Origin of the sequence: Modestobacter sp. VKM Ac-2985 (assembly GCF_026967925.1) — a bacterium.
Taxonomy (GTDB): Bacteria; Actinomycetota; Actinomycetes; order Mycobacteriales; family Geodermatophilaceae; genus Modestobacter.
Genome location: NZ_JAPVBI010000002.1, coordinates 469284 through 493113 on the forward strand (window position 1 = coordinate 469284; position 23830 = coordinate 493113).

The following is a 23830-nucleotide window of genomic DNA, read 5'->3' on the forward strand; positions in this document are numbered from 1 at the left end:
GGGTGCTCGACGCTGCCGCGCGGCGGGTGCTCGACCGGCCGCTCGCCCGGGTCGCCGGCGTGCTGGACCGCTCCTGGGTGAGCCCGGACCGGCTGACCGCCGCCGGCCTGGTGCTGGGCCTGGGCAGCGCCGCCGCCGCGGCGGCGACCCTGTGGTGGCCGGCGCTGGCCCTCTGGCTGGTGTCCCGGCTGGCCGACGGGCTGGACGGCCCGCTGGCCCGGCGGCGGCACGCGGCGGGTGCCCCCGGGGACGCCGGCGCGGGCGGGTTCTTCGACATCACCGCGGACTTCGGTGTCTACGGCGCCGGCGTGCTGGGCGTCGCGCTCGGCGTGGCTGCCAGTGGTGACCCGTGGGAGCCGTTCGCCGCCGTGCTGCTGGCCTACTACGTCAACGGCGCGGCGTTCCTGGCCTTCTCCTCGCTCGCCGAGCGGGCCGGCCGGCAGCTGGACGACGGCCGTTCGCTGTCCTTCCTCGGCGGCCTGGCCGAGGGCACCGAGACGATCGTGGTGCACGCGCTGTGGCTGCTGCTGCCGGCGTTCGCCTGGCAGCTGGCCTGGGTCTGGGCCGGGGTGGTCGGCATCAGCGCCGTCCACCGGATGTGGGCGGGTCACCGCGCGCTGCGCTGATCCAGCCCCGCGCGCAACCGGACCAGGCCGCGCAGCGCCAGCCGGACCGCCGGGGCGCGCAGCCGGGCGCGCACGTCGGCGAGGGCGGCGTTCCACGCCGCGTCGTTGTAGGTCGGGTAGGGGTGCGTGGTGCCGGCGAGGTCCTGCACCCGCAGCCCCTGCCGGACGGCGAGGGTCAGCTCGCCGAGGCTCTCCCCGGCCCGCGGACCGATCAGGGTCGCCCCGCGCAGTCGCCCGCGCCGGTCGTGCACCAGCGTCGCGGAGCCGGCGGTGAGGTCCTCGGCGATGGCCCGGTCGATCTCGGTGTGCGGGAGGCGCCGCACGGTCAGCCCGGCGGCCGCTCCCTCGGCCGGGCTCAGGCCGACCGAGGCGACCTCGGGGGAGGTGTAGGTGACCCGGGGGACGACGGGGTCGACCCGGCGGCGCAGTCCGAGCACCGCGTTGCTCGCGGCCAGGCTGCCGCGCACGCCGGCGACGTGGGTGAACCGCGGGCCACCGGTGACGTCGCCGGCCGCCCAGACCCGCGGGTTGCTGGTGCGCAGGGCGTCGTCGACGACCACGCTGCCGTCCTCGGCCAGCTCCACCCCGGCCGCGGCGCAGCCCAGGTTCTCAGTGCGGGCCCGGCGCCCCACGGCCACCAGCAGTCGGTCGAAGGGCACGGTGCCGCCGTCGGCCAGCTGGAGCGCACCGCCGTCCCGGTCACCGGTGACCGCGACCGCCCGGGCGCCGTTGCGCACGTCGACGCCGTCACGGACCAGCGCGGCGGTGACCAGCTCGGAGGCCTCCTCGCTCTCCACGGCCAGCAGCCGGTCGGCGGAGTTGACCACCGTGACCTGCGCGCCGAGCCGGGCGAACGCCTGCCCGAGCTCGCAGCCGATCGGCCCGCCACCGAGCACCGCCAGCCGGGACGGCAGCGTCGTCAGGCCCCACACCGTCTCGTTGGTGAGCGGGTCGACGCCGGCGAGGCCGGGGACGGGCGGGAGCGCCGGACTGGAGCCGGTGGCGATGACCGCGGCCCGGAACCTGGTCTCCCGGCCGTCGACGGTGGCCCGGCCGGGCCCGGTGAGCACGGCGTCGCCGGTCAGCACGGTCACGCCCTTGCGGCGCAGGGTCGCCGGGGAGTCGACCGGCTCGATCGTGGCGATGGCCTGTTTCACGTGGATCATGACCTGGCCGAAGTCGACCTCCACACCGGAGACGTCCACCCCCAGCCGGGCGGCGCCCCGGGCGTCGGCCGCCGCCGTCGCCGAGGCCAACAGCGCCTTCGACGGCACGCAGCCGGTGTACAGGCAGTCGCCCCCGGTGCGCTCCCGCTCGACCAGCAGCACCCGGGCGCCCAGCGAGGCTGCAGTGGTCGAGGCGACGATGCCGGCGGTGCCGCCACCGACGACGAGCAGGTCCCAGACCGCGGGCTCCCGGTTCATCGGGCGCTCGGAGCCGACAACGGCTTCGCAGGTGTGCTCACGTCGGACAACGCTAGGCGCGTCCGGGCCCGCCGCGGCCACCACCCTGGTCGAGCGGACCAGCCGCTTGGTGGCGCTGCTGGCGTCGTCCGCGGGCAGGAAGGCCGAGCAGGTCCACCCCGCACTGGCCGTCGCGATCCAGCGAGTGCCTGCTCAGCTGCGCCGCGCCCTGACCTGGATCAGGGCGAGGAGATGACCTGGCCTGATGCTCGGCCACCCGTCAGCGATCACATGGCAATGGCTCGATGACCTACCGGTCGGGAACAGCCGACGTCAGGATGTGGTCAGGGAGTTCGGCGACGACGGCGTCGAGGAACGTCCCCAGCGACCCGGGCTCGGCCGAGGCCGCGATCCAGCGCCGGTAGGACTCCCGCCAGATCGTCAGCACCAGCCCTGCCGCCAGGCTCGCCTCGTCGGCAGTGACACCTCGCTCCTGCAGGAAGCGCTGGACCTGCTGCTGCCAACGCAACTGCTGAGCGAGGTCGCGGGCCCGCAGAGCAGGGTTGTCGTCCAGGACCCGCTCTCGGGCGCACTTGACCTCAGGGTCCTTCTCCGCCGACCCGGCCAGGGCGCGTACCCCTTGCAGGAGCTGGGCCAGGGGTGGGACGTCGGGGTCGGCGGTGGCGGCCGCCTCCACGACGTCGGCGAACACGTCTTCGTCGGCGGCGAACATCGCCTCGTCCTTGTCGCGCACGTGGCGGAAGAAGGTGCGCGTGGACATGTCCGCGGCATCAGCGATGTCGGCGACCGTCGTCGCCTCGTATCCGCGCGCGGCGAACAACCGCAGGGCGTGCTCGGCCAGCGAACGCCGGGTGGCGGCCTGCCGCCGTTCGCGGGGGGTGAGTCGCTCCACGACCCCATTGCAGCACACGGCACCTTGACAATCTCGGTCAAGATGACACATCGTGCCAACTAGTCACATTGGGACTGAAACCCGACCCGACAGGAGCTCCCCATGGACGTCACCGGTTCCACCGCACTGATCACCGGCGCCTCCGGCGGCATCGGCGCCGGCATCGCGAAGGCCCTGGCCGCCCGTGGCGCCGACGTCGTGCTCGTCGCCCGCAGCGCGGACAAGCTCGAAGCCCTGGCGGGCGACATCCGAGCCCACCGCGGTCGTGACGTCCTCGTCGTCCCGGTCGACCTCTCCACCCCTGACGCCGGCCCCCGGGTACAGGAGGCGTTGGCTGCGCGGCACGTCGACATCCTGGTCAACAACGCCGGTTTCGGGCTCAGCGGCCGACTGGCCGAGACCGAGGACCTGTCCCGGCTGAGCGCCATGATCACCCTGAACTGCACCACGCTGACCGACCTCACCGCCCGCTTCCTGCCCGCCATGATCGAGCGGGGTCACGGAGCCGTGGTCAACATCGCCAGCATGGCCGCGTACATGCCTGCGCCCGGCTTCGCCGCCTACGCCGCATCCAAGGCGTTCGTCCTGTCCCTGACGCAGGCGCTGTGGGCCGAGACCCGTGGCACCGGGGTCCGGGTGGCAGCCCTGTCCCCGACGGTGACCGACACCGGCTTCTTCGACGTCGCCGGGGAGAGCGCAGGTGCAGGGCTGCGCCGGCGCAGCGTGGACCAGGTGGTCGCCACCTTCTTCGACACCCTGGACGCCGACCGTCCCGTCGTCGTGGACGGCCGACGCAACGAAGTCCTCGCCGCCGCAGCCCACCTCACCCCCAGAGGACCGTTCTTGCGCGTGCTCGGTCCCCGCTTCGCCGACAGGGTCTCCGCGGCTCCCGTCCCGTGAGCGACGCACGCGGCCGTCGGGTCGGTCGCCCTCTCCCCTCCTGGAGTGGGGTGCGGACCGGGCGGGGATGATCCAGCAGGTGATCTCTCCGGCGTCCGTGTACGACGTGCTGGTGGTCGGTGCGGGCCAGGCCGGGCTGGGCACGGCCTGGTGGCTGGCCCGGAAGGGCGTCCGCGATGTGGTGGTGGTCGACGCCGCCGAGGTCGGGGGCAGCTGGTTGCGCCGCTGGGAGAGCCTGCAGCTGTTCACGCCCCGCCGGTTCAGCAGCCTGCCGGGGATGGCGTTCCCGGCCGGGCCGACGCCGACGCCGGACCGGGTCGAGATGGCGGACCACCTGCAGCGCTACGCCCGCCGACTCGACGTCCCCGTGCGGTCCTGGACCCCGGTGACCCGGCTGACGCCGCACCCGGTGGGCTTCTGCGCCGAGACCCGGGAGGGGCCGGTGCTGGCCCGGCACGTGGTGCTGGCCACCGGCCCGTTCGCCCGGCCGCGGGTGCCGGCCGCGGCCCAGGAGCTGGACCCGGCGGTCGCCCAGCTGCACTCCGCGGACTACTGCCGGCCCGCCGACCTCCCCGCGGGTCCGGTGCTCGTCGTCGGCGGCGGCAACTCCGCCGCGCAGCTGGCCGTCGAGCTGTCGGCCACCCACGAGGTGACCGTGCTCAGCCCGCGGGAACCCCGGTTCCTGCCGGAGCGGGTGCTCGGCGTGAGCGTCTACTGGTGGCTGCTGCTGTCCGGGGTGCTCAACGCCGGCGGCGACAGCTGGGTCGCCCGGGGCATCCGCCGGCGCGGCGACGCGATCATCGGCCGGGAGCTGCGCCGGCTCCGGGACGACGGCGTCATCGGCTGGCGGACCGGGCGGGTGGTCGGCGCGGGAGGCGACCGGGTGCACCTGGACGACGGGCGGACCGAGCAGGTGTCCGCCGTGCTGTGGTGCACCGGCTTCCTGCCGGAGACCGGCTGGATCGACGTGCCGGGCGCCCTGGACGCCGATGGGCAGCCGGTGCACGACCGCGGGGCCTCGCCGGTGGCCGGGCTGCACTGGATGGGGCTGCCGTGGCAGACCCGGGTCAACTCCTCGATCATCGACGGCGTCGACCGGGACGCCCGGCGCACCGCCCGCCGGATCGCCCGGAGCAGCGGCCGGTCCCGGCAGCGGGACGGAGACCGGCCGGGGGGATGAGATCCTGCCCGGGATGATCGACGTGGTCCCGGGCGGTCTGCTCCCCGAGGGCCTGACCCCCGAGGTGCTCGCGCTCGTGCTGCTCGCCGCGCTGGCCGCCGGGTGGATCGACGCCGTCGTCGGTGGCGGCGGCCTCCTCCAGCTGCCCGCGCTGCTGCTGGTCCCGGGGATCAGCCCGGTCCAGGCCCTCGCGACGAACAAGCTGGCGTCGATCTTCGGCACCACGACGAGCGCCGTCACCTACCACCGCCGCGTGCACCCGGACCTGCGGACCGCCCTCCCGATGGCGGGGATCGCCCTGGCGTGCAGCTTCGCGGGGGCCTCGGTGGCCGCGGCGTTGCCCGCCAGTGTGTTCAAACCGGTCATCGTGGTCGCGCTCGTCGCGATCGCGGCGTTCACCGTGCTGCGCCCCGCCCTGGGTGAGGTGACCGCGCTGCGGCACAGCGGACGTCGCCACCACGGCGTCGCCGCGGCGACGGGCGCCGCGATCGGCTTCTACGACGGCATCCTGGGACCGGGCACCGGGTCGTTCCTCGTGTTCGCCCTGGTGTCGCTGCTGGGGTACGACTTCCTCCACGCCAGCGCGAAGGCGAAGATCGTCAACGTCGCCACCAACCTGGGGGCGTTGCTCTTCTTCGTCCCCTACGGCGCGGTCTTCTGGGGCCTGGGGCTGCTGCTCGGCGCGGCCAACACGCTCGGGGCCTACCTCGGCGCGCGGACGGCGACCGCCCGGGGCAGCCGCTTCATCCGGGTCGTCTTCCTGGTCGTCGTCACCGCGTTGATCGGCCGGGTCGGCTGGGACGTCTGGACGGAGAACGTGCGCCCGATCCTGGGCTGAGGCCCTGGGCGGTCAGGCGCGCAGCGAGACCGTCTGACCGCGGCCCACGGTGCGGATCTCGCCCGGTGCCCGGCGGGCGGCCACCTCGGCGACGAAGTTCCCCAGCGGGTCCTTGAACAGGCCGTAGTCGTCGTAGTGCACCGGCACGGTGACCGGGGGCGTGAGCAGCTCGACCAGGTCCGCACCCTGGCGGGCGTCCATCGTCACCGTGATGCCGGCGACCTTGGTGCCGCCCAGGTGCGGGACCATCGCGTCCAGCGGGCCGCACCGCTGCAGCACCTCGCCGAGGAACGGCCGGTACAGGGTGTCGCCGCTGACGTAGCCACGCCAGCTGACGGCACCGTCGCGGACCAGCTCGAGCACGCTGCCCATCACCTGCGGCAGCAGCCGGGCGAGCGGCCCGGGGCCGTGCACGCCGGGCACGCTGGTGACCCGCAGGACGGCGTCCCCGCGGGTGAGCTCGTGGGTCTGCCAGGGCCGCAGGTCGGAGGTCTGGGTGAAGCCCCGCTTCGCCAGGCAGTCGGCCGCCTCCGGGGTGGTCACCACCGGGGTCTCCCTGGGCAGCGACCGGGTGGCCACCCGGTCCCAGTGGTCGCCGTGCATGTGGCTGAGCAGGACGGCGTCCAGCGCCGGCAGCTGGGCGGGGACGAGCGCCGGGTCGGTCAGCCGCCGGCTGCGCAGGCCGTAGCCCAGGTGCGCCCACTGGCCCCGGTGCAGGAAGTTCGGGTCGGTCAGCAGCGTGAACGGCCCGATCCGCAGCAGCGTCGTGGCCGTGCCACCGAAGGTGAGCGTGACGTCATCCCCGGGTGCGGTCATGGCGGGCGGGTACCCCGCCCCCCGCCGAGGATGCGCCGTTGGTCGCCGGATGCTCTCTCCCGCCCTGAGTGGGTGCGGTGGATGACCAACGGCGTCGGCCGGATCGGTAGCGGGGCTCACCAACTCGCCTCCTGGCTGGTAGACACGGGGCGTGGCACAGCCCCGTTCCGTCGACGAGTCCTTCCTCGCCCTCCCCTTGTCCGCGCTGGCCGATGCGGCGCTGACCCGCGCGGTCGACCTGGGCTGCGAGCACGCCGACCTGCGGGTCGAGCGGATCCGCACCCAGGCCGTCCGGCTGCGCGACGCCCGGCTGGAGGCGCTCGCCGACGGCGAGGACCTCGGCCTGGCGGTGCGCGTCGTGCACGAGGGCACCTGGGGCTTCGCCGCCGGCGTCGTGCTCACCGCCGCCGAGGCGGTCCGGCTGGCCGAGGAGGCCGTCGCGGTCGCCCAGGTCTCCGCGGCGATGAACACCGACCGCGTCGAGCTGGCCCCCGAGCCCAGCTACGACGGGGAGTGGGTGTCGGCCTACGACGTCGACCCGTTCGCCGTCCCGGACGCGGAGAAGACCGCCCTGCTGGTCGAGCTCTCCGAGGGGCTGCTGGCCGCCGACGGCGTCGAGCACGTGCAGAGCAGCGTCTCGCAGGTCAAGGAGCAGAAGTTCTACGCCGACACGGCCGGCACGCGCACCCACCAGCAGCGGGTCCGGGTGAACCCGGAGTTCACCGCGCTCACCGTCGACCGCGCGACCGGCACCTTCGAGTCGATGCGCACGCTGGCCCCGCCGGTGGGGCGCGGCTGGGAGTACCTCACCGGCACCGGCTGGGACTGGCGCGGTGAGCTGGCCGAGCTCCCCGAGCTGCTCCGGGAGAAGGTCAAGGCGCCCTCGGTCGACCCGGGCCGCTACGACCTGGTCGTCGACCCGTCCAACCTGTGGCTGACCATCCACGAGTCGATCGGCCACGCCACCGAGCTGGACCGCGCGCTCGGCTACGAGGCCGCCTACGCCGGCACGTCCTTCGCGACCGTCGACAAGCTCGGCAGCCTGCAGTACGGCTCGCCGCTGATGCACGTCACCGGCGACCGCACCACCGAGCACGGCCTGTCCACCGTCGGGTGGGACGACGAGGGCGTCGCCGGGCAGCAGTGGGACCTGGTCCGCGACGGCGTGCTCGTCGGCTACCAGGTCGACCGCAACATGGCACGGCTGCGCGGGATGGAGCGCTCCAACGGCTGCGCCTTCGCCGACTCCGCCGCCCACGTGCCGGTGCAGCGGATGGCGAACGTGTCGCTGCAGCCCGCCCCGGACGGCCCCTCCACCGAGGAGATCATCGGCGGGGTCGAGCGCGGCGTCTACGTCGTCGGGGACAACAGCTGGTCGATCGACATGCAGCGGTACAACTTCCAGTTCACCGGCCAGCGGTTCTACAAGATCGAGGGCGGCCGGCTGGCCGGCCAGCTCCGGGACGTCGCCTACCAGGCGACGACGACGGAGTTCTGGGGCTCGATGACGGCGGTCGGCGGGCCGCAGACCCACGTGCTCGGCGGCGCCTTCAACTGCGGCAAGGCCCAGCCCGGCCAGGTCGCCCCGGTCAGCCACGGCTGCCCGACCGCGCTGTTCGAGAACACGACCATCCTCAACACGAAGCAGGAGGGTGGGCGATGAGCGCCGTCTCACCGCAGGAGCTCGTCGAGCGGGCGCTGGCCGCCTCGACCGCGGACGGGCAGGTCACCTACGTCACCGACAGCTCGGAGGCCAACCTCCGCTGGGCGAGCAACAGCCTGACCACCAACGGCGCGATGCGCTCCCGGCAGGTCGTCGTCATCTCCTTCGTCGACGGCGGCGCCGGCATGGCCACCGGCACGGTGGCCCGCACCGGCACGCCGGACGTCGCCGAGCTGGTGCGGATGAGCGAGCAGGCCGCGCGGGACGCCGGGCCTGCCGAGGACGCGATGCCGCTGATCAGCGAGGCGCCCCCGGGCGCCGGCGACTGGGACGCCGAGGCCGCCACGACCTCGATCGACGTCTTCGCCGAGTTCGCCCCGGCGCTGGGCGAGGCCTTCGGTGCCGCGCGCGGCCGCGAGGAGCTGCTCTTCGGGTTCGCCGAGCACCAGCTGTCCACCACCTACCTGGGCTCCTCCACCGGCCTGCGCCTGCGGCACGACCAGCCGACCGGGCGGGTCGAGCTGAACGGGAAGAGCACCGACTTCGGCCGGTCGGTGTGGGCCGGCGTCGGCACCCGCGACTTCACCGACGTCTCGGTGGCCGACCTCGCCGCCGAGGTCCAGCAGAAGATGGCCTGGTCGCAGCGGCGGGTCGAGCTGCCGGCCGGGCGGTACGAGACGCTGCTGCCGCCGTCCACGGTCAGCGACCTGATGATCCCGACCTACTGGGCGATGGAGGCCCGGGACGCCGACGAGGGTCGCAGCGTGTACGCCCGCACCGGGGGCGGCAACCGCATCGGCGACCGGCTGGCGCAGCTCCCGCTGACCCTGCGCAGCGACCCGTCCGCGCCCGGGCTGGAGACCGCACCGTTCCAGGTGGTCGGCGGCTCGTCGGGCAGCGCCTCGGTCTTCGACAACGGCATGGCGACGCCGGCCGTCGACTGGATCGCGGGTGGCGTGCTGACCAACCTGATCCGGCCCCGGGCCTGGGCGCTGACGACGACGGCACCGGCGACCGCGGCGGTGGACAACCTGGTCCTGGAGGACCCCGAGGCCACCGCCACGCAGGCGGAGATGATCGCCCGCACCGAGCGCGGGCTGTTGCTGACCACGCTCTGGTACATCCGGGAGGTCGACCCGCAGACGCTGCTGGTCACCGGCCTGACCCGGGACGGCGTCTTCCTCGTGGAGGACGGCGAGGTGACCGGTGCGGTGAACAACTTCCGGTTCAACGAGTCGCCGGTCGACCTGCTGGGCCGGGCCACCGAGGCCAGCCGCAGCGTGCGGACCCTGCCGCGGGAGTGGAACGACTGGTTCACCCGGGCCTCGATGCCGATGCTCCGGGTCCCCGACTTCAACATGAGCTCGGTCAGCCCGGCCAGCTGACGGGCGACCCGTCCGGGCGGCCGGTGTGCCGCCCGGACGGGGTCAGTCCTCGCGGCGGTCGCGGCCGGTCTGGCCGGGGTCCGGGCTCGAGGTGGCGACCGCCGGGTCGACGGGTCCGCCGGTCGGCTCGGGGCCCTGCGCGGCGGCGTCCGTGGAGGTGGGTTCGGTGGCCGGGTCGGAGCCGGCGGGTTCGGTCATGCCCGCCCGGTACCCCCGTGCGGGCCGGCCGGAACGGTCAGGGGGTGACGGGTCCGCGGCCGACGTCGTCCGGGTCCGGGGTGGGGAAGGCCGTCTCGGTCGGCGGCGTCGCCTCGGCGTCGTCCGATCCCTCCTCGGGGGCGGCCGGCTCCTCGCCCTCGATGCCGAAGCCCGCGGCCGGCGGGGGAGCACCGGCTCCGGGATCGGCCGCCGGGATCCCGTCGTCGCGGTCGGGCAGGTTCGGCTCGAACGGTGTGCTCATCGACATGGCCGGGCCCCTACCCCGCCGGTCGCCGGCGGATGCACCGGCGACCACGCGCGGCTCACCGGGTGGCGGCGAGCGCTTCCTGCAGCAGCGGGGTGAGCTCCGCGACGGCGTAGGGGGCGGAGAGCACCGTGTTGTAGGTCATCGCGCCCCGCAGGTCCAGGTCCGGCAGGACGAGTCCGCCCTCCCGCACGACCGGCAGGTCCTGCAGGACGGCGTCGCCCTCGACCACCGCCCGGCTGGCGTCGTCGGTGAGGACGACGAGCACGTCACCGTCGGCGAGGTCGAGCCGCTCCTGGGACAGCTCCACGTAGAAGCTCTCCCCGGTGTCCTCGGCCAGGATGGGGGCCGGCACCTCGAACCCGAGCTCGTCCATCACCTGACCGCGGGCGTCGGCGGGGAGATAGGCGCCGTACACGCCGCTGAACGGCAGCATGACCGTGGCGGTGGCGCCCTGGAACTGCGGGTTCTCGGCGACCGCGTCGGCGAAGGCCGCGTCGGCCTCGGCGATGAGCTCCTCGGCCCGCTCCTTCTGGCCGAGTGCCCGGGCGATCATCCGCGTCGCCTCGTCGCGCGGGACGCCGTAGGCGCGGGTCCCGGCCGGCCGGACCAGGGTCGGGGCGATCTGGGACAGCTGGTCGTAGACGACCTCGTCGAACCCGGCCGAGACACCCACGATCAGGTCGGGGGCGTAGGCGGCGATCTGCTCGACGTTCACGTCGCCGGTCGACGGGATGACCTCCAGCTCCTGCCCCTGGAGGAGCTCCTCGGCCCACGGGCCGACGCCGGTCTCGCTGTAGAAGGTGTAGGGCTGGACGGCCACCGGGACGGTGCCCAGCGCGAGCACCGGGTCGGAGTCGGTCACCCCGAGGACGACGACCCGCTCCGGCTCCTCCTCGATCGTCGTGCTGCCCCAGAGGTGGTCGATGGTCACCGGGAACGCGTCGGCGGCTGCCGTACCGGCCTCGCTGGGGGCTGCGGCGGTGTCCTCGCTCCCGCACCCGGACAGTGTGAGGAGGACGAGGCCGGCGGTGAGGGCGGCGAACGGGGCGGGACGGCGGGTCACGAGGGGCTCCTCGGTCGGTCGGCAGGATCGACACAGGTTAGCCTTACCTGACCTGGACGAGCCCACTCGGCTGCCGTACGTCTCTCCAGGTCAGTGCGGTGGGCGCCCGACCGTGGCGCTGACCCCAGGGGCGCCCGGGACGCCAGCGGACCAGCGGGACGGCTGGGGTCGGCGCGTCGGTTGTGGCAGCTGAGCTGAACTCGACCGACAAACCGCGTTTCATGCCCCGTTGTCACGGACATGAAACGCAGCTCGTGTCTACTTCCCCACGAACGCCGACGACTACCCCCTGCCTCCCGGCAGGACGGCGAGGGGAGCCCGACATGACGTACCGCCAGAAGCCCTCGATCTTCCAGGTGGGCAAGGTCCACGACAACGGCCCGGCCGTGATCGTGTCCGGCTGGGGCCTGGGCATGTGCGCCTCGTCGTGCCGATGCCACCGCAACCCGGAGGACGGTCAGCTCTCCCTCGCCGAGGACCAGGCCGGCGGCAGCCTCGGCCTGCGCAGCTTCACCGAGACCGGCGACTGCGACTGCTGCGAGGCGTGGACGTCGGCAGAGCTGGCCGCGATCCTGCGCGACGTGGCCGCGGTCGAGGCCCTGGACGCCTCGGAGCCGGCCGCCGGCTGAGCTCCACCTGCTCCGACCGAGCCGCCCACCGGGAAACCGGTGGGCGGCTCGTCGTCGTTCTCCGGCCCACGGCCCGGGTCGCCCATGTCGTGGACGGGGGACCTGCGTGGCCGTCGGCGCGCTGTGCGGCGCCGTCGCTGATCGCCTCGTGCCGCCCACCCGGGGACAGGAGGGGCGCGCGAGGCTGGTGGGACAGGGGGCCACTGTGGACCGATCGGTCCCGGCGCGCCGCGCCTCTTGACAAGAACGCGATCTCCCTACCGTCCGTCGAGACGTGCACGGAGTCCCTCGCCCCTCCCCGGGCGGAACGTGCGCAGACGGAGGTCCAGTGAACCGATCGACCAACCGGCGGTGGACGCGCGCTGCCGCTCTCGCGCTGACCGTCGGCGCGGCCGTCGTCCTGACCCCGTCGGTCGGCGCCGCCGCCCCGAGCACCGCGGGCGAGGCCCGGAAGGCCGTCACCGACGCCGGGCTGGCGATCACCGCCCTGGACGAGCAGGTGCACGAGGCCGAGGCCGCCGCGGAGGAGCACCAGGCCACCGCGGACGCCGCCGCTGCGACGGCCGCCCAGGCGCAGGAGCAGCTCGTGGCGCTGGAGCCGCAGCTGCGGGCGATCGCCCAGACCGGCTACGTCGGCACCACCCGCGGCCGGCTCGCCGCCTTCCTGACCAGCGGCTCGGCCGACGACCTGATCCAGCAGATGAACACCCTGGACCAGCTGGCCACGCACGCGGACGCCATCGTCGCCACGGCCGCCACCGCCCGGTCGGCCGCCGAGCAGGCGCAGCAGCAGGCCACCGCGGCCGCGGCGGCCGCGACGGCGGCGGAGGCGGAGCTGCGGGCGCAGATGGAGCAGCTGGAGGGCGAGCTCGCCGGCTACCAGGCCGACCTCGCCCGGCTGTCGGCCGCCGACCAGGTGCGGGTGCACAACGTCATCTCCGGTCCCGAGGTCGCCGCCCCCGCCCCCGCACCGGCCCCCACCGCGGCCGCCGGGGTCGCCGTGCAGACCGCGCTCGCCCAGATCGGCGACATGTACGGCATCGGCGCCGAGGGCCCGGACTCCTTCGACTGCTCCGGACTCACCCAGTACGCCTACGCCGCGGCAGGCATCTCGCTGCCGCACTCCAGCCGCGCCCAGTCACAGCTGGGCGTCGCCGTCTCGCGGGCGGACCTGCAGCCCGGCGACCTGGTCTTCTTCTACTCGCCGATCAGCCACGTCGGCATGTACATCGGCAACGGCCAGATGGTGCACGCCAGCGTCTCCGGCCGGCCGGTCGCGGTCACCAGCGTGGACAAGGGCGGCTACGTCAGCGCCCGCCGCGTCACCGGCTGAGGAAGGACCGCGCTGGGCTCACTCGTGGAGGAGGCGGCCCTCGGCGAGCAGCTGGACGCAGGCCGCGATCCGCTTCGCCCGGGTCTGCGGGGTCGCGGCGGTGTGCACCCGCCACAGCACGGCGTACCGGTTCGCCCCGTCGAGCCCGGCGAACGCCTCGGCGGCCCCGGGCGCGGCGGCCAGCGCCGCGGTCAGGTCCTCGGGCACGGTGATCGTGGCGGGGCCGGCGTAGGCGCGGTCCCAGCGGCCGTCGGCCTGCGCGGCCTCCACCGCGGCCAGCCCCGCCGGGCGCATCCGGCCCTCGGCGACCAGCCGGGCCACGGTCGCCACGTTCTTCTGCGACCAGACGCTCTTCGCCCGCCGCGGCGTGTACCGGACGGTGAACCAGTCGTCGTCCACCCGGTTGGCCCGGCCGTCGATCCAGCCGTGGCACAGCGCCACCTCGACCGCCTCGGCCGCGGTCAGCGACGGGATGCCCGCCGACTTCTTGGCGATCCTGAGGAACAGCCCCGGGGCCCGGTCGTGCTCGGCGGCCAGCCAGGCGTCGAAGTCGGCGGCGGTGGCGAACGCCCGGCTCTGGAACGTGCTCTCGTCGGCCACGCCGGTCATCGTCCGCAGCCGCGCCGGCGTCGTCCAGGGGATCGGGCGTGCGGTTTGTCCGGGCGGCCGGTCGGCTACCGCAGGGCGGACGGCGCTCAGCAGGGGCGCCGCGACGACGACGGGACGACCGATGGCACGGGCACCTGGTCCCACCGCCCTGTGGCTGGTGCGGCACGGCGAGAGCGTGGGCAACCTCGCCGACGCGCAGGCACACGAGACCGGGTCGGGCCGGCTGGAGCTCGACGTCCGCGACCCCGACGTCCCGCTGTCGGACACCGGCGAGCGCCAGGCCGACGCCCTCGGTGCGTGGCTGGCCGGACTGCCGGCGGACGAGCGCCCGACCACGGTGCTCAGCTCGCCGTTCACCCGCGCGGCCGAGACCGCCCGGCGGGCGGTGGCCGCCAGCGGACTGGACCTGACCGTCCGGTACGACGAGCGGTTGCGGGAACGGGACTTCGGCGTCTTCGACGGGATGACCCGGCACGGGATCCGCGAGGAGCACCCCGACGAGGCCGGCCGCCGTGAGCTGCTCGGCAAGTTCTACTACCGGCCCCCGGGCGGGGAGAGCTGGGCCGACGTCGCCCTGCGGGTGCGCAGCCTGCTGGCCACCGAGGCGCTGCGGCACGACGGCGAGCGGCTGCTCTGCGTCTCGCACCAGGCCGTGATCATGGTGTTCCGGTACGTGCTGGAGGAGCTCTCCGAGCAGGAGCTGCTGGACATCGACGGGGCCGAGCAGGTCGCCAACACCTCCGTGACCCGCTACGAGTCCGCCGACGGCGGGCAGTTCCGGCTGGCCGGGTTCAACGACGTCGACCACCTGGCCGACGCCGACCCGGCGGACGGCGCGCCCGTCACCGAGGAGACCGATGTCCCGACCCCGGCCTGACCACACCCTGGTCAGCCCCCAGGTGCTCCGCGACTGGCGGCTGCCCGAGCCGACCGGCGGCAAGGAGGCCCGCGGCTCGATCCTGGTCGTCGGCGGGAGCACCGAGACCGTGGGCGCGGTGCTGCTGGCGGCCGAGGCCGCGCTGCGCTCCGGCGCCGGCAAGCTCCAGGTCGTCGTGCCCTCGAAGGTCGCCCCCCACGTGTCGATCTCACTGCCCGAGGCGCTGGTCCGCGGCGTGCCGTCGACCGATGCCGGTGCCATCCGGGGCTCCTCGGCCCAGTTCCTCCTCGACCTGGCCGCGGAGGCGTCCGCGGTGCTGATCGGGCCGGGCATGGCCGACGAGCCGGAGACCCGGCGCCTCGTCGAGGAGCTGCTGCCCGAGCTGCCGGGGCCGGTCGCCCTGGACGCGCTGGGGCTGGCCGCCGTCACCGCCGACCCGGCGTGCGTGCACCACCTGGGCGGCAACGTGGTGCTCACCCCGAACCCCACCGAGCTGGCGATCGCGTTGCACGTGGGACAGGACGAGGTCGAGGACGACCTGGCCGGAGCTGCCCGGCGGCTGGCCGAGCAGGCCGAGGCCGTGGTCGGGCTGGGCGGGGCGACCAGCTGGATCGCCACACCGGACGGCCGGCTCTGGGCGGACGAGAACGGCGGCGCCGGGCTCGGCGTCTCCGGCTCCGGGGACGTGCGCGCCGGGGTGGTCGCCGGGCTGCTGGCCCGCGGTGCGGAGCCCGCCCAGGCCGCCGTGTGGGCCGCGCACGTGCACGGCCGGGCCGGTGAGCGGCTGGCCGCGACGGTCGGGCGGTTGGGCTTCCTGGCCCGGGAGCTGCCGCCGGAGATCCCGCGGGTGATGGCCGAGGTCGACCTCTGACCGGGCTCTCCCCGGCGGCCTTCCTCGCCGAGTGGGGCGCCGACGACCCGGTGTGATCTGCTGCGCCCAGCAGCGGGAACCGCCCGCGACCTCGGTGAGGAGTGCAGCAACGTGGCTGACAGCTACATCGGAGCCCTCGACTTCGGTGCCCCGGAGATCGACGAGCAGGCGTTCATCGCTCCCACGGCCGTCGTCGTCGGCAAGGTGATCATGGGCCCGCGCGCCAGCATCTGGTACGGCGCCATCGCCCGCGCCGACTCGGAGGTCATCGAGATCGGTGCGGACTCCAACGTGCAGGACGGTTCCACCCTGCACAGCGACCCCGGGCACCCGCTGGTGATCGGCCGTGGCGTGACCGTCGGCCACAACGTGGTGCTGCACGGCGCCCGGGTCGACGACGACGTGCTGGTGGGCATGGGCAGCACCGTGCTCAACGGTGCGCACATCGGCTCCGGGTCGATCGTGGCCGCCGGCGCGGTGGTCATGCAGGGCGCGCAGATCCCGCCGAACTCCCTGGTGGCCGGGGTGCCGGCGAAGGTGCGGCGGGAGACCACCGAGGACGACCGGACGGCGATCGCGCTCAACGCCAAGAGCTACACCGACCGGCTCGACCAGCACCGCGCCGTCCGGCGGGTGCACGAGGCGGGCTGAGCCGGTGAGCGCCGAGGAGCTGCGCCGTCAGGTCTCCTGGACCGTCGATGACACCTCAGCGGCCCTCCGGGCCGGCCGGTTCCTCGGCGGGGTCGTCCACCTGGTCTCCGCGCTGGCGACCCTGGGCGCGGACGCCGGGATCGGGGCTCGTCGACCCGGGTGGACCGTGCCGGCCGACCCGGACGACTACCTGGACCTCGGTCCGCTGACCCTGCGGCTGCCCGAGTCCGGCCCGTCCGAGCCGGTGCAGGCGACCCGGACCGGGGTCTGGGCGACCCCGGCGGGGAGGCTGGCGCGACGGCTGCCGGTGGAGGCGTGGCGGGTGGTGGCGGCGGTGCCGGGCACCGGCTCGCGCTCGCCCCGCCACCCGGAGGCGGAGTGGCGGCTGGTCCTGAGCGACGGGTCGGACCGGGGTCAGCTGACCGGTGCCTGGCTCGCCCTCGCCTGGATCGGGCACCTGGCCGGCTGGTCCGAGCCGGTGGCGTCCCCCGGCCACGGATGAGCGCCGGGTCGTTCGAGGAGTTCGTCGCCGCGGTGTCGGCGGCGTCCTTCCACACGGCCCATCTGCTCACCGGTGACCGCCGGGCCGCCGAGGACCTGCAGCAGGAGGCGTTGATCGCCGTCCACCGCCGCTGGGACCGGTTCGCCGACCGGACGGAGGCGCTGGCCGCCGTCCGGCGGGAGCTGGTGGCCGCGCACGTGGACTGGCGGTGGAGCCGGGTGGGGGAGTCGTTCGCCCACTCCCCGCTGGTCGCCGGCGCCGGCGGTGTCCCCGGCTTCGGCGCGGCGAGACCGGCGCCCGTCCCGCAGGACGAGACCGCCGCCGCGTTGGCGCAGCTGCCCCCGGTGGAGCGGGCGGCCGTCGCGCTCCGGCACGGCACGGGGCTCCTGGAGGAGCAGGCCGCTGACGCGCTCGGTGCCCCGGTGGACGACGTCCGGGTGCTGACCGAGCGGGCGCTGGGCCGGCTCGGCGAGGTGCTCGGGGTGGACGGCGTCCAGGCCGCGGCACGGGTGCGCGAGCTGGCCGCTCGGACGCCCGCCGACCCCGACGGCGTCCACACCCGGGTGCTGGACGGTGAGCGGTCGCAGCAGCGTCACCGGGCCGGGCTGATCGCCCTGGCGGGGTTCCTGGTCCTCGTCGCCGTGCTGGTGCTGCTCACCGTGTGATCGGGCCCCGCTGCTGGAGAGCAGCGGGGCCCGGCGTCAGTTGCGGGTCGACGCCGTCAGCGGGCAGACGAACGGGTCACGCTCGCCGAGCCCGACGCGGTTGAGGTACTGGACGACGATCCGGTAGGAGCCCACCAGCGACGTCTCGGTGTAGCTGATCCCGTGCTCGGCGCAGTGCGCGCGCACCATCGGCTGGACCTTCTTGAGGTTCGGCCGCGGCATGCTCGGGAACAGGTGGTGCTCGATCTGGTAGTTCAGGCCGCCCATCATGAAGTCGGTGACCCGGCCGCCCTTGATGTTGCGCGACATGAGCACCTGGCGGCGCAGGAAGTCGACCTTGGCGTTCTTCGGGACGATCGGCATGCCCTTGTGGTTGGGCGCGAACGAACCGCCCAGGAGCAGACCGAACACCGCCTGCTGGACCAGGATGAAGGCGACGGCCAGCAGCGGCGGCATGATCAGGAAGACCGCGGCGACGAAGAGCCCGAGCCGGGCCGCGATGATCGCGATCTCCAGCCGGCGGTGCGGCATCGTCTTCTCCCGGGCCAGCGTCGCGACGCTGTTGGCGTGCAGGGCCGCGCCCTCGAAGCAGAGCAGCGGGAAGAACGCCCAGCCCTGGTGCCGGGTCCACCAGCCGCGCAGGCCGGTCATCCGGTCCTCGGCGTCGTCCGGCGTGAAGGCCAGGACCGCGGACTCGATGTCGGGGTCCTTGCCCATCTGGTTCGGGGCGTTGTGGTGCCGGTTGTGCTTCTGCATCCACCAGCCGTAGCCGATGCCGGCGAAGCCGCAGGAGAGCACCCGGGAGCTCCACTCGTTGGCCCGGTGCGAGCCGAAGGCCTGCCGGTGTGCGGTGTCGTGGCCCAGGAAGCCGAACTGGGTGCACACCAGCGAGAGGACGACGGCCAGGCCCAGCTGCCACCAGGAGTCGCCCAGCGCCACGATCGCGACCCAGACCCCGGCGAAGGCGGCCACGGTCAGCGCGATGGCGACCACGTAGTACGGGCGGCGGCGGTTCAGCAGCCCGGCGTCCTTCACCTGCTGGGAGAGCGCGGCGTAGACGCTGACCTGGCGGTCGCGGGGGCGCTCGGAGCGGGGCTGCCGAGCGGGGGGAGGCGTGGAGCCCTCCAGGGTGGTTGCGGTCATCTGCTCTCTCAGAGTGGGTCCCGGGCTGCTCCGGGTGGTGCCGGGCGACCGGCGACGACAGGGGACCGCGCTACGTCTGGATGGAGCACCGCGTGCCGCCGACGGTAGGCGACGGAGCAGGCCCCCGCCACGCCGGTCGTGCGAGGTGCTACGCGAGGGGAGCCCGGACACGCCGGGCGACGGGCAGACTCGCCGGCGTGCGGGTGGCGATCAGGGTGCGGCCGGGCGCGGGGCGGACCGCGGTGGGCGGGGAGCACGACGGCGCCCTCGTCGTCCGGGTGTCGGCGCGCGCCGTGGACGGCAAGGCCACCGAGGCGGCGCTGGCCGCGGTCGCCGACGCCTTCGGCGTCCGCCGGTCCGCGGTCACCCTGGTCACCGGCGCGACCGCCCGTTCGAAGGTGGTCGACGTCGACGGCGGGACCGACGACGCACTCCAAGGGCTGCTGGCCCGCTGACCCCTCCCCCGGGGCCGATGTCGCGCCCCCGGCCCGGCGGGGGAGGCTGTCGGGGTGCGCGCGCTGGTGTTCAAGGAGTTCGGTGGTCCCCTGACGGTCCGGACGCTGCCCGACCCGGCGCCCGGTCGGGACGGCGTCGTCGTCCGGGTGGGCGCCAGCGGGATCTGCCGCAGCGACTGGCACGGCTGGTCCGGCCACGACCCCGACGTCGTCCTGCCGCACGTGCCCGGCCACGAACTGGCCGGCACCGTGGCCGCGGTGGGGAGCCGGGTGCAGACCTGGTCGGTGGGCGACCGGGTGACCGTGCCGTTCGTCTGCGCGTGCGGGCACTGCGGGCCGTGCCGGGACGGCGCCGGGCAGGTGTGTGAGAACCAGACCCAGCCCGGGTTCACGCACTGGGGCTCACTCGCCGAGTTGGTCGCCCTGGACGCCGCCGACGTCAACCTGGTCGCACTGCCCGACGACATGCCGTTCGCCACCGCGGCCGGGCTGGGCTGCCGGTTCGCCACCGCGTTCCGGGCCGTCACCGGCGTCGGGCGGGTGCGGCCCGGCGAGTGGGTGGCGGTGCACGGCTGCGGCGGTGTCGGGCTGTCCGCGGTGCAGGTGGCGGTGGCCGCCGGGGCCCGGGTGGTGGCCGTCGACGTCGCACCCGGGGCACTCGAGCTGGCCCGCGCCTGCGGCGCCGAGCACACGGTGGACGGCGCCGGCGACGTGCCGGCCGCGGTCGCCCAGCTGACCGGTGGCGGTGCGCACGTCTCGCTGGACGCCCTCGGCGCCGCGGTGACCTGCCTCAACTCGATCCGCAGCCTGCGCCCGCGGGGCCGGCACGTCCAGGTCGGGCTGCTGCCGCCCGCGCTCGGCCGCCCGGAGATCCCGATGGACCGGGTGATCGCCGGTGAGCTGGCCCTGCTGGGCAGCCACGGCATGGCCGCGGCCGACTACCCGGCGATGCTCTCGCTCATCACGGCCGGCCGGCTGCGCCCGGAGCTGCTGGTCACGCGCGAGCTCGGGCTGGACGACGCCGGGGCGGCGCTGGTCGCCGTGGGGCGGGACCCGGGGATCGCCGTCGTCACCTCGTTCTGAGCTCAGTCGGTCGGGTCGGCCGTCGTCTCGTCCGCGGTGGTGGGGGTCGGCTCGGCCTCCGTCGTCTCGTCGTCGGTCTGCTCGTCCTCGGTCGTCGCGGTGGTGGGCGTCGGCGCCCGGGTCGGCGTCGGGGTCGACGCCGGTGCGCGGGTGGTGGCGCGGGACGGTGTGGTCACCGGCTCCTCGTCGTCCGTGGGCACCTCGCTGCTCGGCGCCGTCGGGGTGCTCGTCGGCGTCGGGGTCGTCGTGGTCCGGACGTCGCTGGGCAGCAGCGAGTTGGGCACCTGGACCGTCTCCCCGCTGGGGAGGACGACGTCCGTGGTCCCGCTGTCCGGCTGGGGCAGGAGGAGGTTCAGCAGGAACAGCACCACGAACAGGACCCCGAGCACCACGCTCGAGGTGCGGAACCGCCCGATGTGCGCGGGCACCGAGCTCGGCCAGCCCGGCGTGCGCCGGGTGGCCGGCGCGGCGTGCGCCGGCGGCTCGTTCGACTGCGGCAGCACCTTCGTGGGCTGGTCGTCCGATGAGGTGCTCATGCGGTGCTCCCACTCCGTGCCCGGTCCTCGGCCAGCGCCTCGTCCTGGATGCTCACGCCGTCCTGCACGGTGGTGGCCCGCACCGACACGCCCTCCCGGGACAGCGCCAGCGCCACCCGGGCCCGCAGGTCGCGGCCCACGTCGAACTGCTTGCCCGGCAGGGTGCGGGCGACGACCCGGAGGTTGACCTCGTCCAGGGAGAGGCTCTCCACGCCCATCACGCTGGGCTCGTCGAGCAGCAGCTTGTGCAGTCGCGGGTCGGCGAAGGCCCGCTGACCGACCTCCCGCAGCACCTCCTGCACCCGGGTGACGTCCGCGGTCGCGGGCACCGGCACGTCGACGACGGCCCGGGCCCAGTCGCGGGAGAGGTTGGTGACCTTGACGATCTGACCGTTGGGCACGATCACCACCTCGCCGTCGACCGAGCGCACCCGGGTGATCCGCAGGGTGACGTCCTCGACGGTGCCCTCGGCGGGCTCCATGCCGCCGACCACCTGGATGGAGACGACGTCGCCGAAGCCGTACTGCCGCTCGGTGATCAGGAAGAAGCCGGCCAGCACGTCGCCGACGACCCGCTGGGCGCCGAAGCCCAGCCCGACGCCGAGCACGGTGGCCGGGGCGACCAGGCCGGTGACCGGCAGCCCCAGCCGGTCGAGGGCGAAGATGACCGCGATCGACCAGATCAGCACGATCGCCGCCCAGGTCAGCACCTGGGTCAGCGAGTGCCGGTGCTTGGCCGCCTCGGAGCGCACCAGGGCGTCGGAGTCGGTCGCGGCGGCGTCGATCCGGTCGGTGATCGTGGTGCCCGCCCAGCTGATCAGCCGGGCGAGCAGCAGGGCGCCCAGCACGATCAGGAGCGCATCGAGGGCGGGTCCGCGCAGCCAGTAGAAGAAGTCGGTGACCGGTCCTGCGGCGAGCACGTTCATCGACGTCCAGTGTGGCCGGTCGAGCTGTGCGTCGACCGCCTGGGTGGTGCGTGCGGGCCGGGTGGGACAGCAGAGCACGAGGGTGCAGGATTTGCATCCTGGCCCGACTGCGCCGAACGTGGATCTCTGCAACCAGCTGTCCACGCCGTGAGAACCGCGCTGGACCTGCGCACCGACCTGGAGGGGAGGGGCGCCGAGCAGGCGCCGCACCACGTGACGAAGCCACCGAACGACCCGCCCGGTCAGCCGCTTCCCGGCTCGACCAGCGCCGCTGTGACCCAAGGTCACGACGAGACCGCGGACCCCGACGCCACGCCGTCCGGGCAGACGATCGACGACGTGCTCGACCCCGACGTCGCCAGCGACACCCACCCGGCGATCGCCCAGCCGCCGACCCAGGAGCACGACCGCCGTCCGCAGCTGGACCGGACGGTCTTCGGGGTCGCGGCCGTCCTCTCGCTGGCCTTCCTCGCCTGGGGCTTCCTCAGCCCCACCGGCCTCGGCTCGGCCAGCGGCAGCGCCCTCGGCTGGATCGAGGGGAACCTCGGCTGGTTCTTCGTGCTGCTGGCCTCCGCCGTGGTGATCTTCATCCTGTGGATCGCCGCGAGCGCCTACGGCCGCATCCCGCTCGGCGGGGACGACGAACGGCCGGAGTTCCGGACGATCAGCTGGATCGCGATGATGTTCAGCGCCGGGATGGGCATCGGGCTGATGTTCTTCGGTGTCGCCGAGCCGCTGTCGCACTTCGTCGCCCCGCCGCCGGGCACCGTCGCCGGTGAGACCGATGAAGCCGTCACGACGGCGATGGCCACCACGCTGTTCCACTGGACGCTGCACCCGTGGGCGCTGTACGCCCTGGTCGGGCTGGCGGTCGCGTACGGCACCTACCGCCGGGGCCGTGGCCAGCTGCTCTCCTCCGCGTTCACCTCACTGTTCGGCCGTGGCGTCGTCGAGGGCCCGGCCGGCAAGGTGATCGACGTCCTGGCCATCTTCGCCACGCTCTTCGGCACGGCCGCCTCCCTCGGGCTCGGCGCCCTGCAGATCGGCAGCGGGCTGGAGATCCTCGGCTGGCTCGGCCCGGTCGGGAACGCGGCCACCGTCGGCATCATCGCGGTGCTGACCGCGGCGTTCGTCGCCTCCGCCTTCTCCGGCGTCGCCCGCGGCATCCAGTGGCTGTCCAACATCAACGTCGTCCTGGCGTTCGTGCTGGCGCTGTTCGTCTTCGTGGTCGGTCCGACGGTGTTCATCCTCAACCTGGTGCCGACCGCGCTGGGCTCGTACCTGGCCGACCTCCCCGAGCTCGCCGCCCGCACGAACGCCTCGGGCGGGGACGCAGTGGCCGAGTGGCTGTCCGGCTGGACGGTCTTCTACTGGGCCTGGTGGATCTCCTGGACGCCGTTCGTCGGCGTCTTCCTCGCCCGGATCAGCCGGGGCCGCACCATCCGGGAGTTCATCACCGGCGTGCTCCTGGTGCCCAGTGTCGTGACGCTGTTCTGGTTCGCCGTCTTCGGCGGTGCCGGCATCGACGCCCAGCGGGAGGGGCAGGACCTCGCCGGGCAGGCGACGGCCGAGGGCCAGCTGTTCGGGCTGCTGCAGGAGCTGCCGATCGCCACGGTCACCAGCGTGATCGTGATGCTGCTGGTCGGGATCTTCTTCGTCACCGGCGCGGACTCCGCCTCGATCGTGATGGCCTCGCTGTCCGAGCGCGGCACCCGCGAACCGACCTCGAAGATGGTCGTCTTCTGGGGGCTGCTGACCGGTGGCGTGGCCGCCGTGATGCTGCTCGTCGGCGGTGACGAGGCGCTGCAGGGGCTGCGGAACCTGACGATCATCGCCGCGCTGCCCTTCGCGGTCGTGATGATCGGGCTGGCGATCGCGCTGACCAAGGACCTGCGCTCGGACCCGATGGTCCTGCGCCGGGCCTACGCCAGCGACGCCGTCGAGGCCGCGGTCGTCGACGGGATCACCCGGCACGGCGACGACTTCGAGCTGGTCGTCCGCCACACCCCCAACGGCCACCCCGAAGCACACCCCGAGCCCACCCAGCCCCCTGGCCCCACCCAGCCCCCGGGTCCCACTCAGCGGTGATCATGGAGCTGGCGTGGCGACCCGCCGGTGCACTCCGGCGGGTCGCCACCGCAGTTCCATGATCGTTCGCGCATCCACCGGCTGAGGGTCTGTCCACAGATCTCCTCTGCGGTCTCGGTGGCGGGGTCTCGGCTCGGACGCTGCGGGGATGGACTTCGCGCTCTACCGCACGATCGCCGCGCAACAGGGCGTCTTCACCACCGCCCAGG

General features: G+C 74.3%; 26 protein-coding genes. 16 read left to right on the forward strand and 10 right to left on the reverse strand.

Translation table 11 applies throughout. The annotated features are described in order from the left end of the window. Positions 1-2 precede the first annotated feature (2 nt). On the forward strand, positions 3-626 hold the full coding sequence (locus O2V61_RS11430) for a CDP-alcohol phosphatidyltransferase family protein (protein WP_269183431.1): 624 nt from the start codon (positions 3-5) through the stop codon (positions 624-626). Here the strand turns inward: O2V61_RS11430 and O2V61_RS11435 are convergent. Both O2V61_RS11435 and O2V61_RS11440 read right to left on the reverse strand, forming a co-directional pair. Beyond that, a complete protein-coding gene (locus O2V61_RS11435) occupies positions 608-2050 on the reverse strand; it encodes a dihydrolipoyl dehydrogenase family protein (RefSeq protein WP_269183432.1) in 1443 nt (480 codons plus the stop codon). The two genes, O2V61_RS11430 and O2V61_RS11435, sit on opposite strands and share 19 nt — an antisense overlap. 289 nt (positions 2051-2339) lie before the next feature. Beyond that, positions 2340-2942, reverse strand: a complete 603-nt coding sequence (locus O2V61_RS11440) for a TetR/AcrR family transcriptional regulator (protein WP_269183433.1) — start codon at positions 2940-2942, stop codon at positions 2340-2342. Between the two features lie 102 nt (positions 2943-3044). On the opposite strand from O2V61_RS11440, the gene O2V61_RS11445 reads away from it, so the two are divergent. The 3 genes from O2V61_RS11445 (at position 3045) to O2V61_RS11455 (ending at position 5860) form a co-directional block, all read left to right on the forward strand. After that, a complete protein-coding gene (locus O2V61_RS11445) occupies positions 3045-3842 on the forward strand; it encodes an SDR family NAD(P)-dependent oxidoreductase (protein ID WP_269183434.1) in 798 nt (265 codons plus the stop codon). A 79-nt stretch (positions 3843-3921) separates the two neighbouring features. Continuing rightward, positions 3922-5022 (forward strand): flavin-containing monooxygenase, encoded by a 1101-nt coding sequence (locus tag O2V61_RS11450; protein WP_269183435.1) that lies wholly within the window; start codon positions 3922-3924, stop codon positions 5020-5022. A 13-nt stretch (positions 5023-5035) separates the two neighbouring features. Further along, positions 5036-5860 (forward strand): sulfite exporter TauE/SafE family protein, encoded by an 825-nt coding sequence (locus O2V61_RS11455; protein WP_269183436.1) that lies wholly within the window; start codon positions 5036-5038, stop codon positions 5858-5860. A 12-nt stretch (positions 5861-5872) separates the two neighbouring features. On the opposite strand, the gene O2V61_RS11460 is transcribed toward O2V61_RS11455, so the two are convergent. Next, positions 5873-6676, reverse strand: coding sequence for an MBL fold metallo-hydrolase (locus tag O2V61_RS11460; protein WP_269183437.1), 804 nt, complete (start codon positions 6674-6676; stop codon positions 5873-5875). A 151-nt stretch (positions 6677-6827) separates the two neighbouring features. On the opposite strand from O2V61_RS11460, the gene O2V61_RS11465 reads away from it, so the two are divergent. Together O2V61_RS11465 and O2V61_RS11470 are read left to right on the forward strand one after the other, a co-directional pair. Beyond that, complete coding sequence (locus O2V61_RS11465) at positions 6828-8339, forward strand: TldD/PmbA family protein (RefSeq protein WP_269183438.1); 1512 nt, start codon at positions 6828-6830, stop codon at positions 8337-8339. Further along, positions 8336-9724 carry a metallopeptidase TldD-related protein gene (locus tag O2V61_RS11470; protein WP_269183439.1) on the forward strand — a complete coding sequence of 463 codons (1389 nt, stop codon included), beginning with the start codon at positions 8336-8338 and terminating at the stop codon, positions 9722-9724. The genes O2V61_RS11465 and O2V61_RS11470 overlap by 4 nt, the downstream gene beginning before the upstream one ends. A 42-nt stretch (positions 9725-9766) precedes the next feature. Here O2V61_RS11470 and O2V61_RS11475 read toward each other — a convergent pair whose 3' ends face one another. From O2V61_RS11475 to O2V61_RS11485, 3 genes are all read right to left on the reverse strand, one after another. After that, positions 9767-9922 (reverse strand): hypothetical protein, encoded by a 156-nt coding sequence (locus O2V61_RS11475; RefSeq protein ID WP_269183440.1) that lies wholly within the window; start codon positions 9920-9922, stop codon positions 9767-9769. A 37-nt stretch (positions 9923-9959) separates the two neighbouring features. After that, the gene (locus O2V61_RS11480; protein ID WP_269183441.1) at positions 9960-10184 is read right to left on the reverse strand and encodes a hypothetical protein; all 225 of its coding nucleotides are present in this window, start codon (positions 10182-10184) and stop codon (positions 9960-9962) included. Between the two features lie 61 nt (positions 10185-10245). After that, on the reverse strand, positions 10246-11253 hold the full coding sequence (locus O2V61_RS11485) for an ABC transporter substrate-binding protein (RefSeq protein ID WP_269183442.1): 1008 nt from the start codon (positions 11251-11253) through the stop codon (positions 10246-10248). A 323-nt stretch (positions 11254-11576) separates the two neighbouring features. Here O2V61_RS11485 and O2V61_RS11490 point away from each other — a divergent pair, with 323 nt between their 5' ends. Further along, positions 11577-11882, forward strand: coding sequence for a hypothetical protein (locus O2V61_RS11490; protein WP_269183443.1), 306 nt, complete (start codon positions 11577-11579; stop codon positions 11880-11882). Positions 11883-12210: 328 nt separating this feature from the next. Continuing rightward, positions 12211-13215: a C40 family peptidase gene (locus tag O2V61_RS11495; protein ID WP_269183444.1), complete on the forward strand. Its 1005-nt coding sequence runs from the start codon at positions 12211-12213 to the stop codon at positions 13213-13215. Positions 13216-13233: 18 nt separating this feature from the next. Here the strand turns inward: O2V61_RS11495 and O2V61_RS11500 are convergent, their stop codons facing one another. Continuing rightward, a complete protein-coding gene (locus O2V61_RS11500; RefSeq protein WP_269183445.1) occupies positions 13234-13815 on the reverse strand; it encodes a YdeI/OmpD-associated family protein in 582 nt (193 codons plus the stop codon). 130 nt (positions 13816-13945) lie between these two features. On the opposite strand from O2V61_RS11500, the gene O2V61_RS11505 reads away from it, so the two are divergent. The 5 genes from O2V61_RS11505 (at position 13946) to O2V61_RS11525 (ending at position 17390) form a co-directional block, all read left to right on the forward strand. Next, positions 13946-14701 (forward strand): histidine phosphatase family protein, encoded by a 756-nt coding sequence (locus O2V61_RS11505; RefSeq protein WP_269183446.1) that lies wholly within the window; start codon positions 13946-13948, stop codon positions 14699-14701. Beyond that, positions 14682-15572, forward strand: coding sequence for an NAD(P)H-hydrate dehydratase (locus O2V61_RS11510; RefSeq protein ID WP_269183447.1), 891 nt, complete (start codon positions 14682-14684; stop codon positions 15570-15572). Before O2V61_RS11505 ends, O2V61_RS11510 begins: the two co-directional genes overlap by 20 nt. Positions 15573-15683: 111 nt before the next feature. Further along, a complete protein-coding gene (locus tag O2V61_RS11515; RefSeq protein WP_269183448.1) occupies positions 15684-16223 on the forward strand; it encodes a gamma carbonic anhydrase family protein in 540 nt (179 codons plus the stop codon). A 4-nt stretch (positions 16224-16227) separates the two neighbouring features. Next, positions 16228-16725, forward strand: a complete 498-nt coding sequence (locus tag O2V61_RS11520; RefSeq protein ID WP_269183449.1) for a hypothetical protein — start codon at positions 16228-16230, stop codon at positions 16723-16725. Further along, a complete protein-coding gene (locus O2V61_RS11525) occupies positions 16722-17390 on the forward strand; it encodes a sigma factor-like helix-turn-helix DNA-binding protein (RefSeq protein ID WP_269183450.1) in 669 nt (222 codons plus the stop codon). The genes O2V61_RS11520 and O2V61_RS11525 overlap by 4 nt, the downstream gene beginning before the upstream one ends. Before the next feature lie 36 nt (positions 17391-17426). Here O2V61_RS11525 and O2V61_RS11530 read toward each other — a convergent pair whose 3' ends face one another. Beyond that, a complete protein-coding gene (locus O2V61_RS11530; protein ID WP_269183451.1) occupies positions 17427-18533 on the reverse strand; it encodes a fatty acid desaturase family protein in 1107 nt (368 codons plus the stop codon). A gap of 197 nt (positions 18534-18730) precedes the next feature. Between O2V61_RS11530 and O2V61_RS11535 the strand changes: the two genes are divergently transcribed. Together O2V61_RS11535 and O2V61_RS11540 are read left to right on the forward strand one after the other, a co-directional pair. Then, on the forward strand, positions 18731-18988 hold the full coding sequence (locus tag O2V61_RS11535; protein WP_269183452.1) for a DUF167 domain-containing protein: 258 nt from the start codon (positions 18731-18733) through the stop codon (positions 18986-18988). A 54-nt stretch (positions 18989-19042) separates the two neighbouring features. After that, the gene (locus tag O2V61_RS11540) at positions 19043-20071 is read left to right on the forward strand and encodes a zinc-dependent alcohol dehydrogenase family protein (RefSeq protein ID WP_269183453.1); all 1029 of its coding nucleotides are present in this window, start codon (positions 19043-19045) and stop codon (positions 20069-20071) included. Positions 20072-20073: 2 nt separating this feature from the next. Here O2V61_RS11540 and O2V61_RS11545 read toward each other — a convergent pair whose 3' ends face one another. Next, positions 20074-20607 (reverse strand): hypothetical protein, encoded by a 534-nt coding sequence (locus tag O2V61_RS11545; protein ID WP_269183454.1) that lies wholly within the window; start codon positions 20605-20607, stop codon positions 20074-20076. Continuing rightward, positions 20604-21533 (reverse strand): mechanosensitive ion channel family protein, encoded by a 930-nt coding sequence (locus O2V61_RS11550; RefSeq protein WP_269183455.1) that lies wholly within the window; start codon positions 21531-21533, stop codon positions 20604-20606. The genes O2V61_RS11545 and O2V61_RS11550 overlap by 4 nt, the downstream gene beginning before the upstream one ends. 147 nt (positions 21534-21680) lie before the next feature. Between O2V61_RS11550 and O2V61_RS11555 the strand changes: the two genes are divergently transcribed. Next, positions 21681-23621, forward strand: coding sequence for a BCCT family transporter (locus tag O2V61_RS11555; protein ID WP_269183456.1), 1941 nt, complete (start codon positions 21681-21683; stop codon positions 23619-23621). Positions 23622-23830 lie beyond the last annotated feature (209 nt).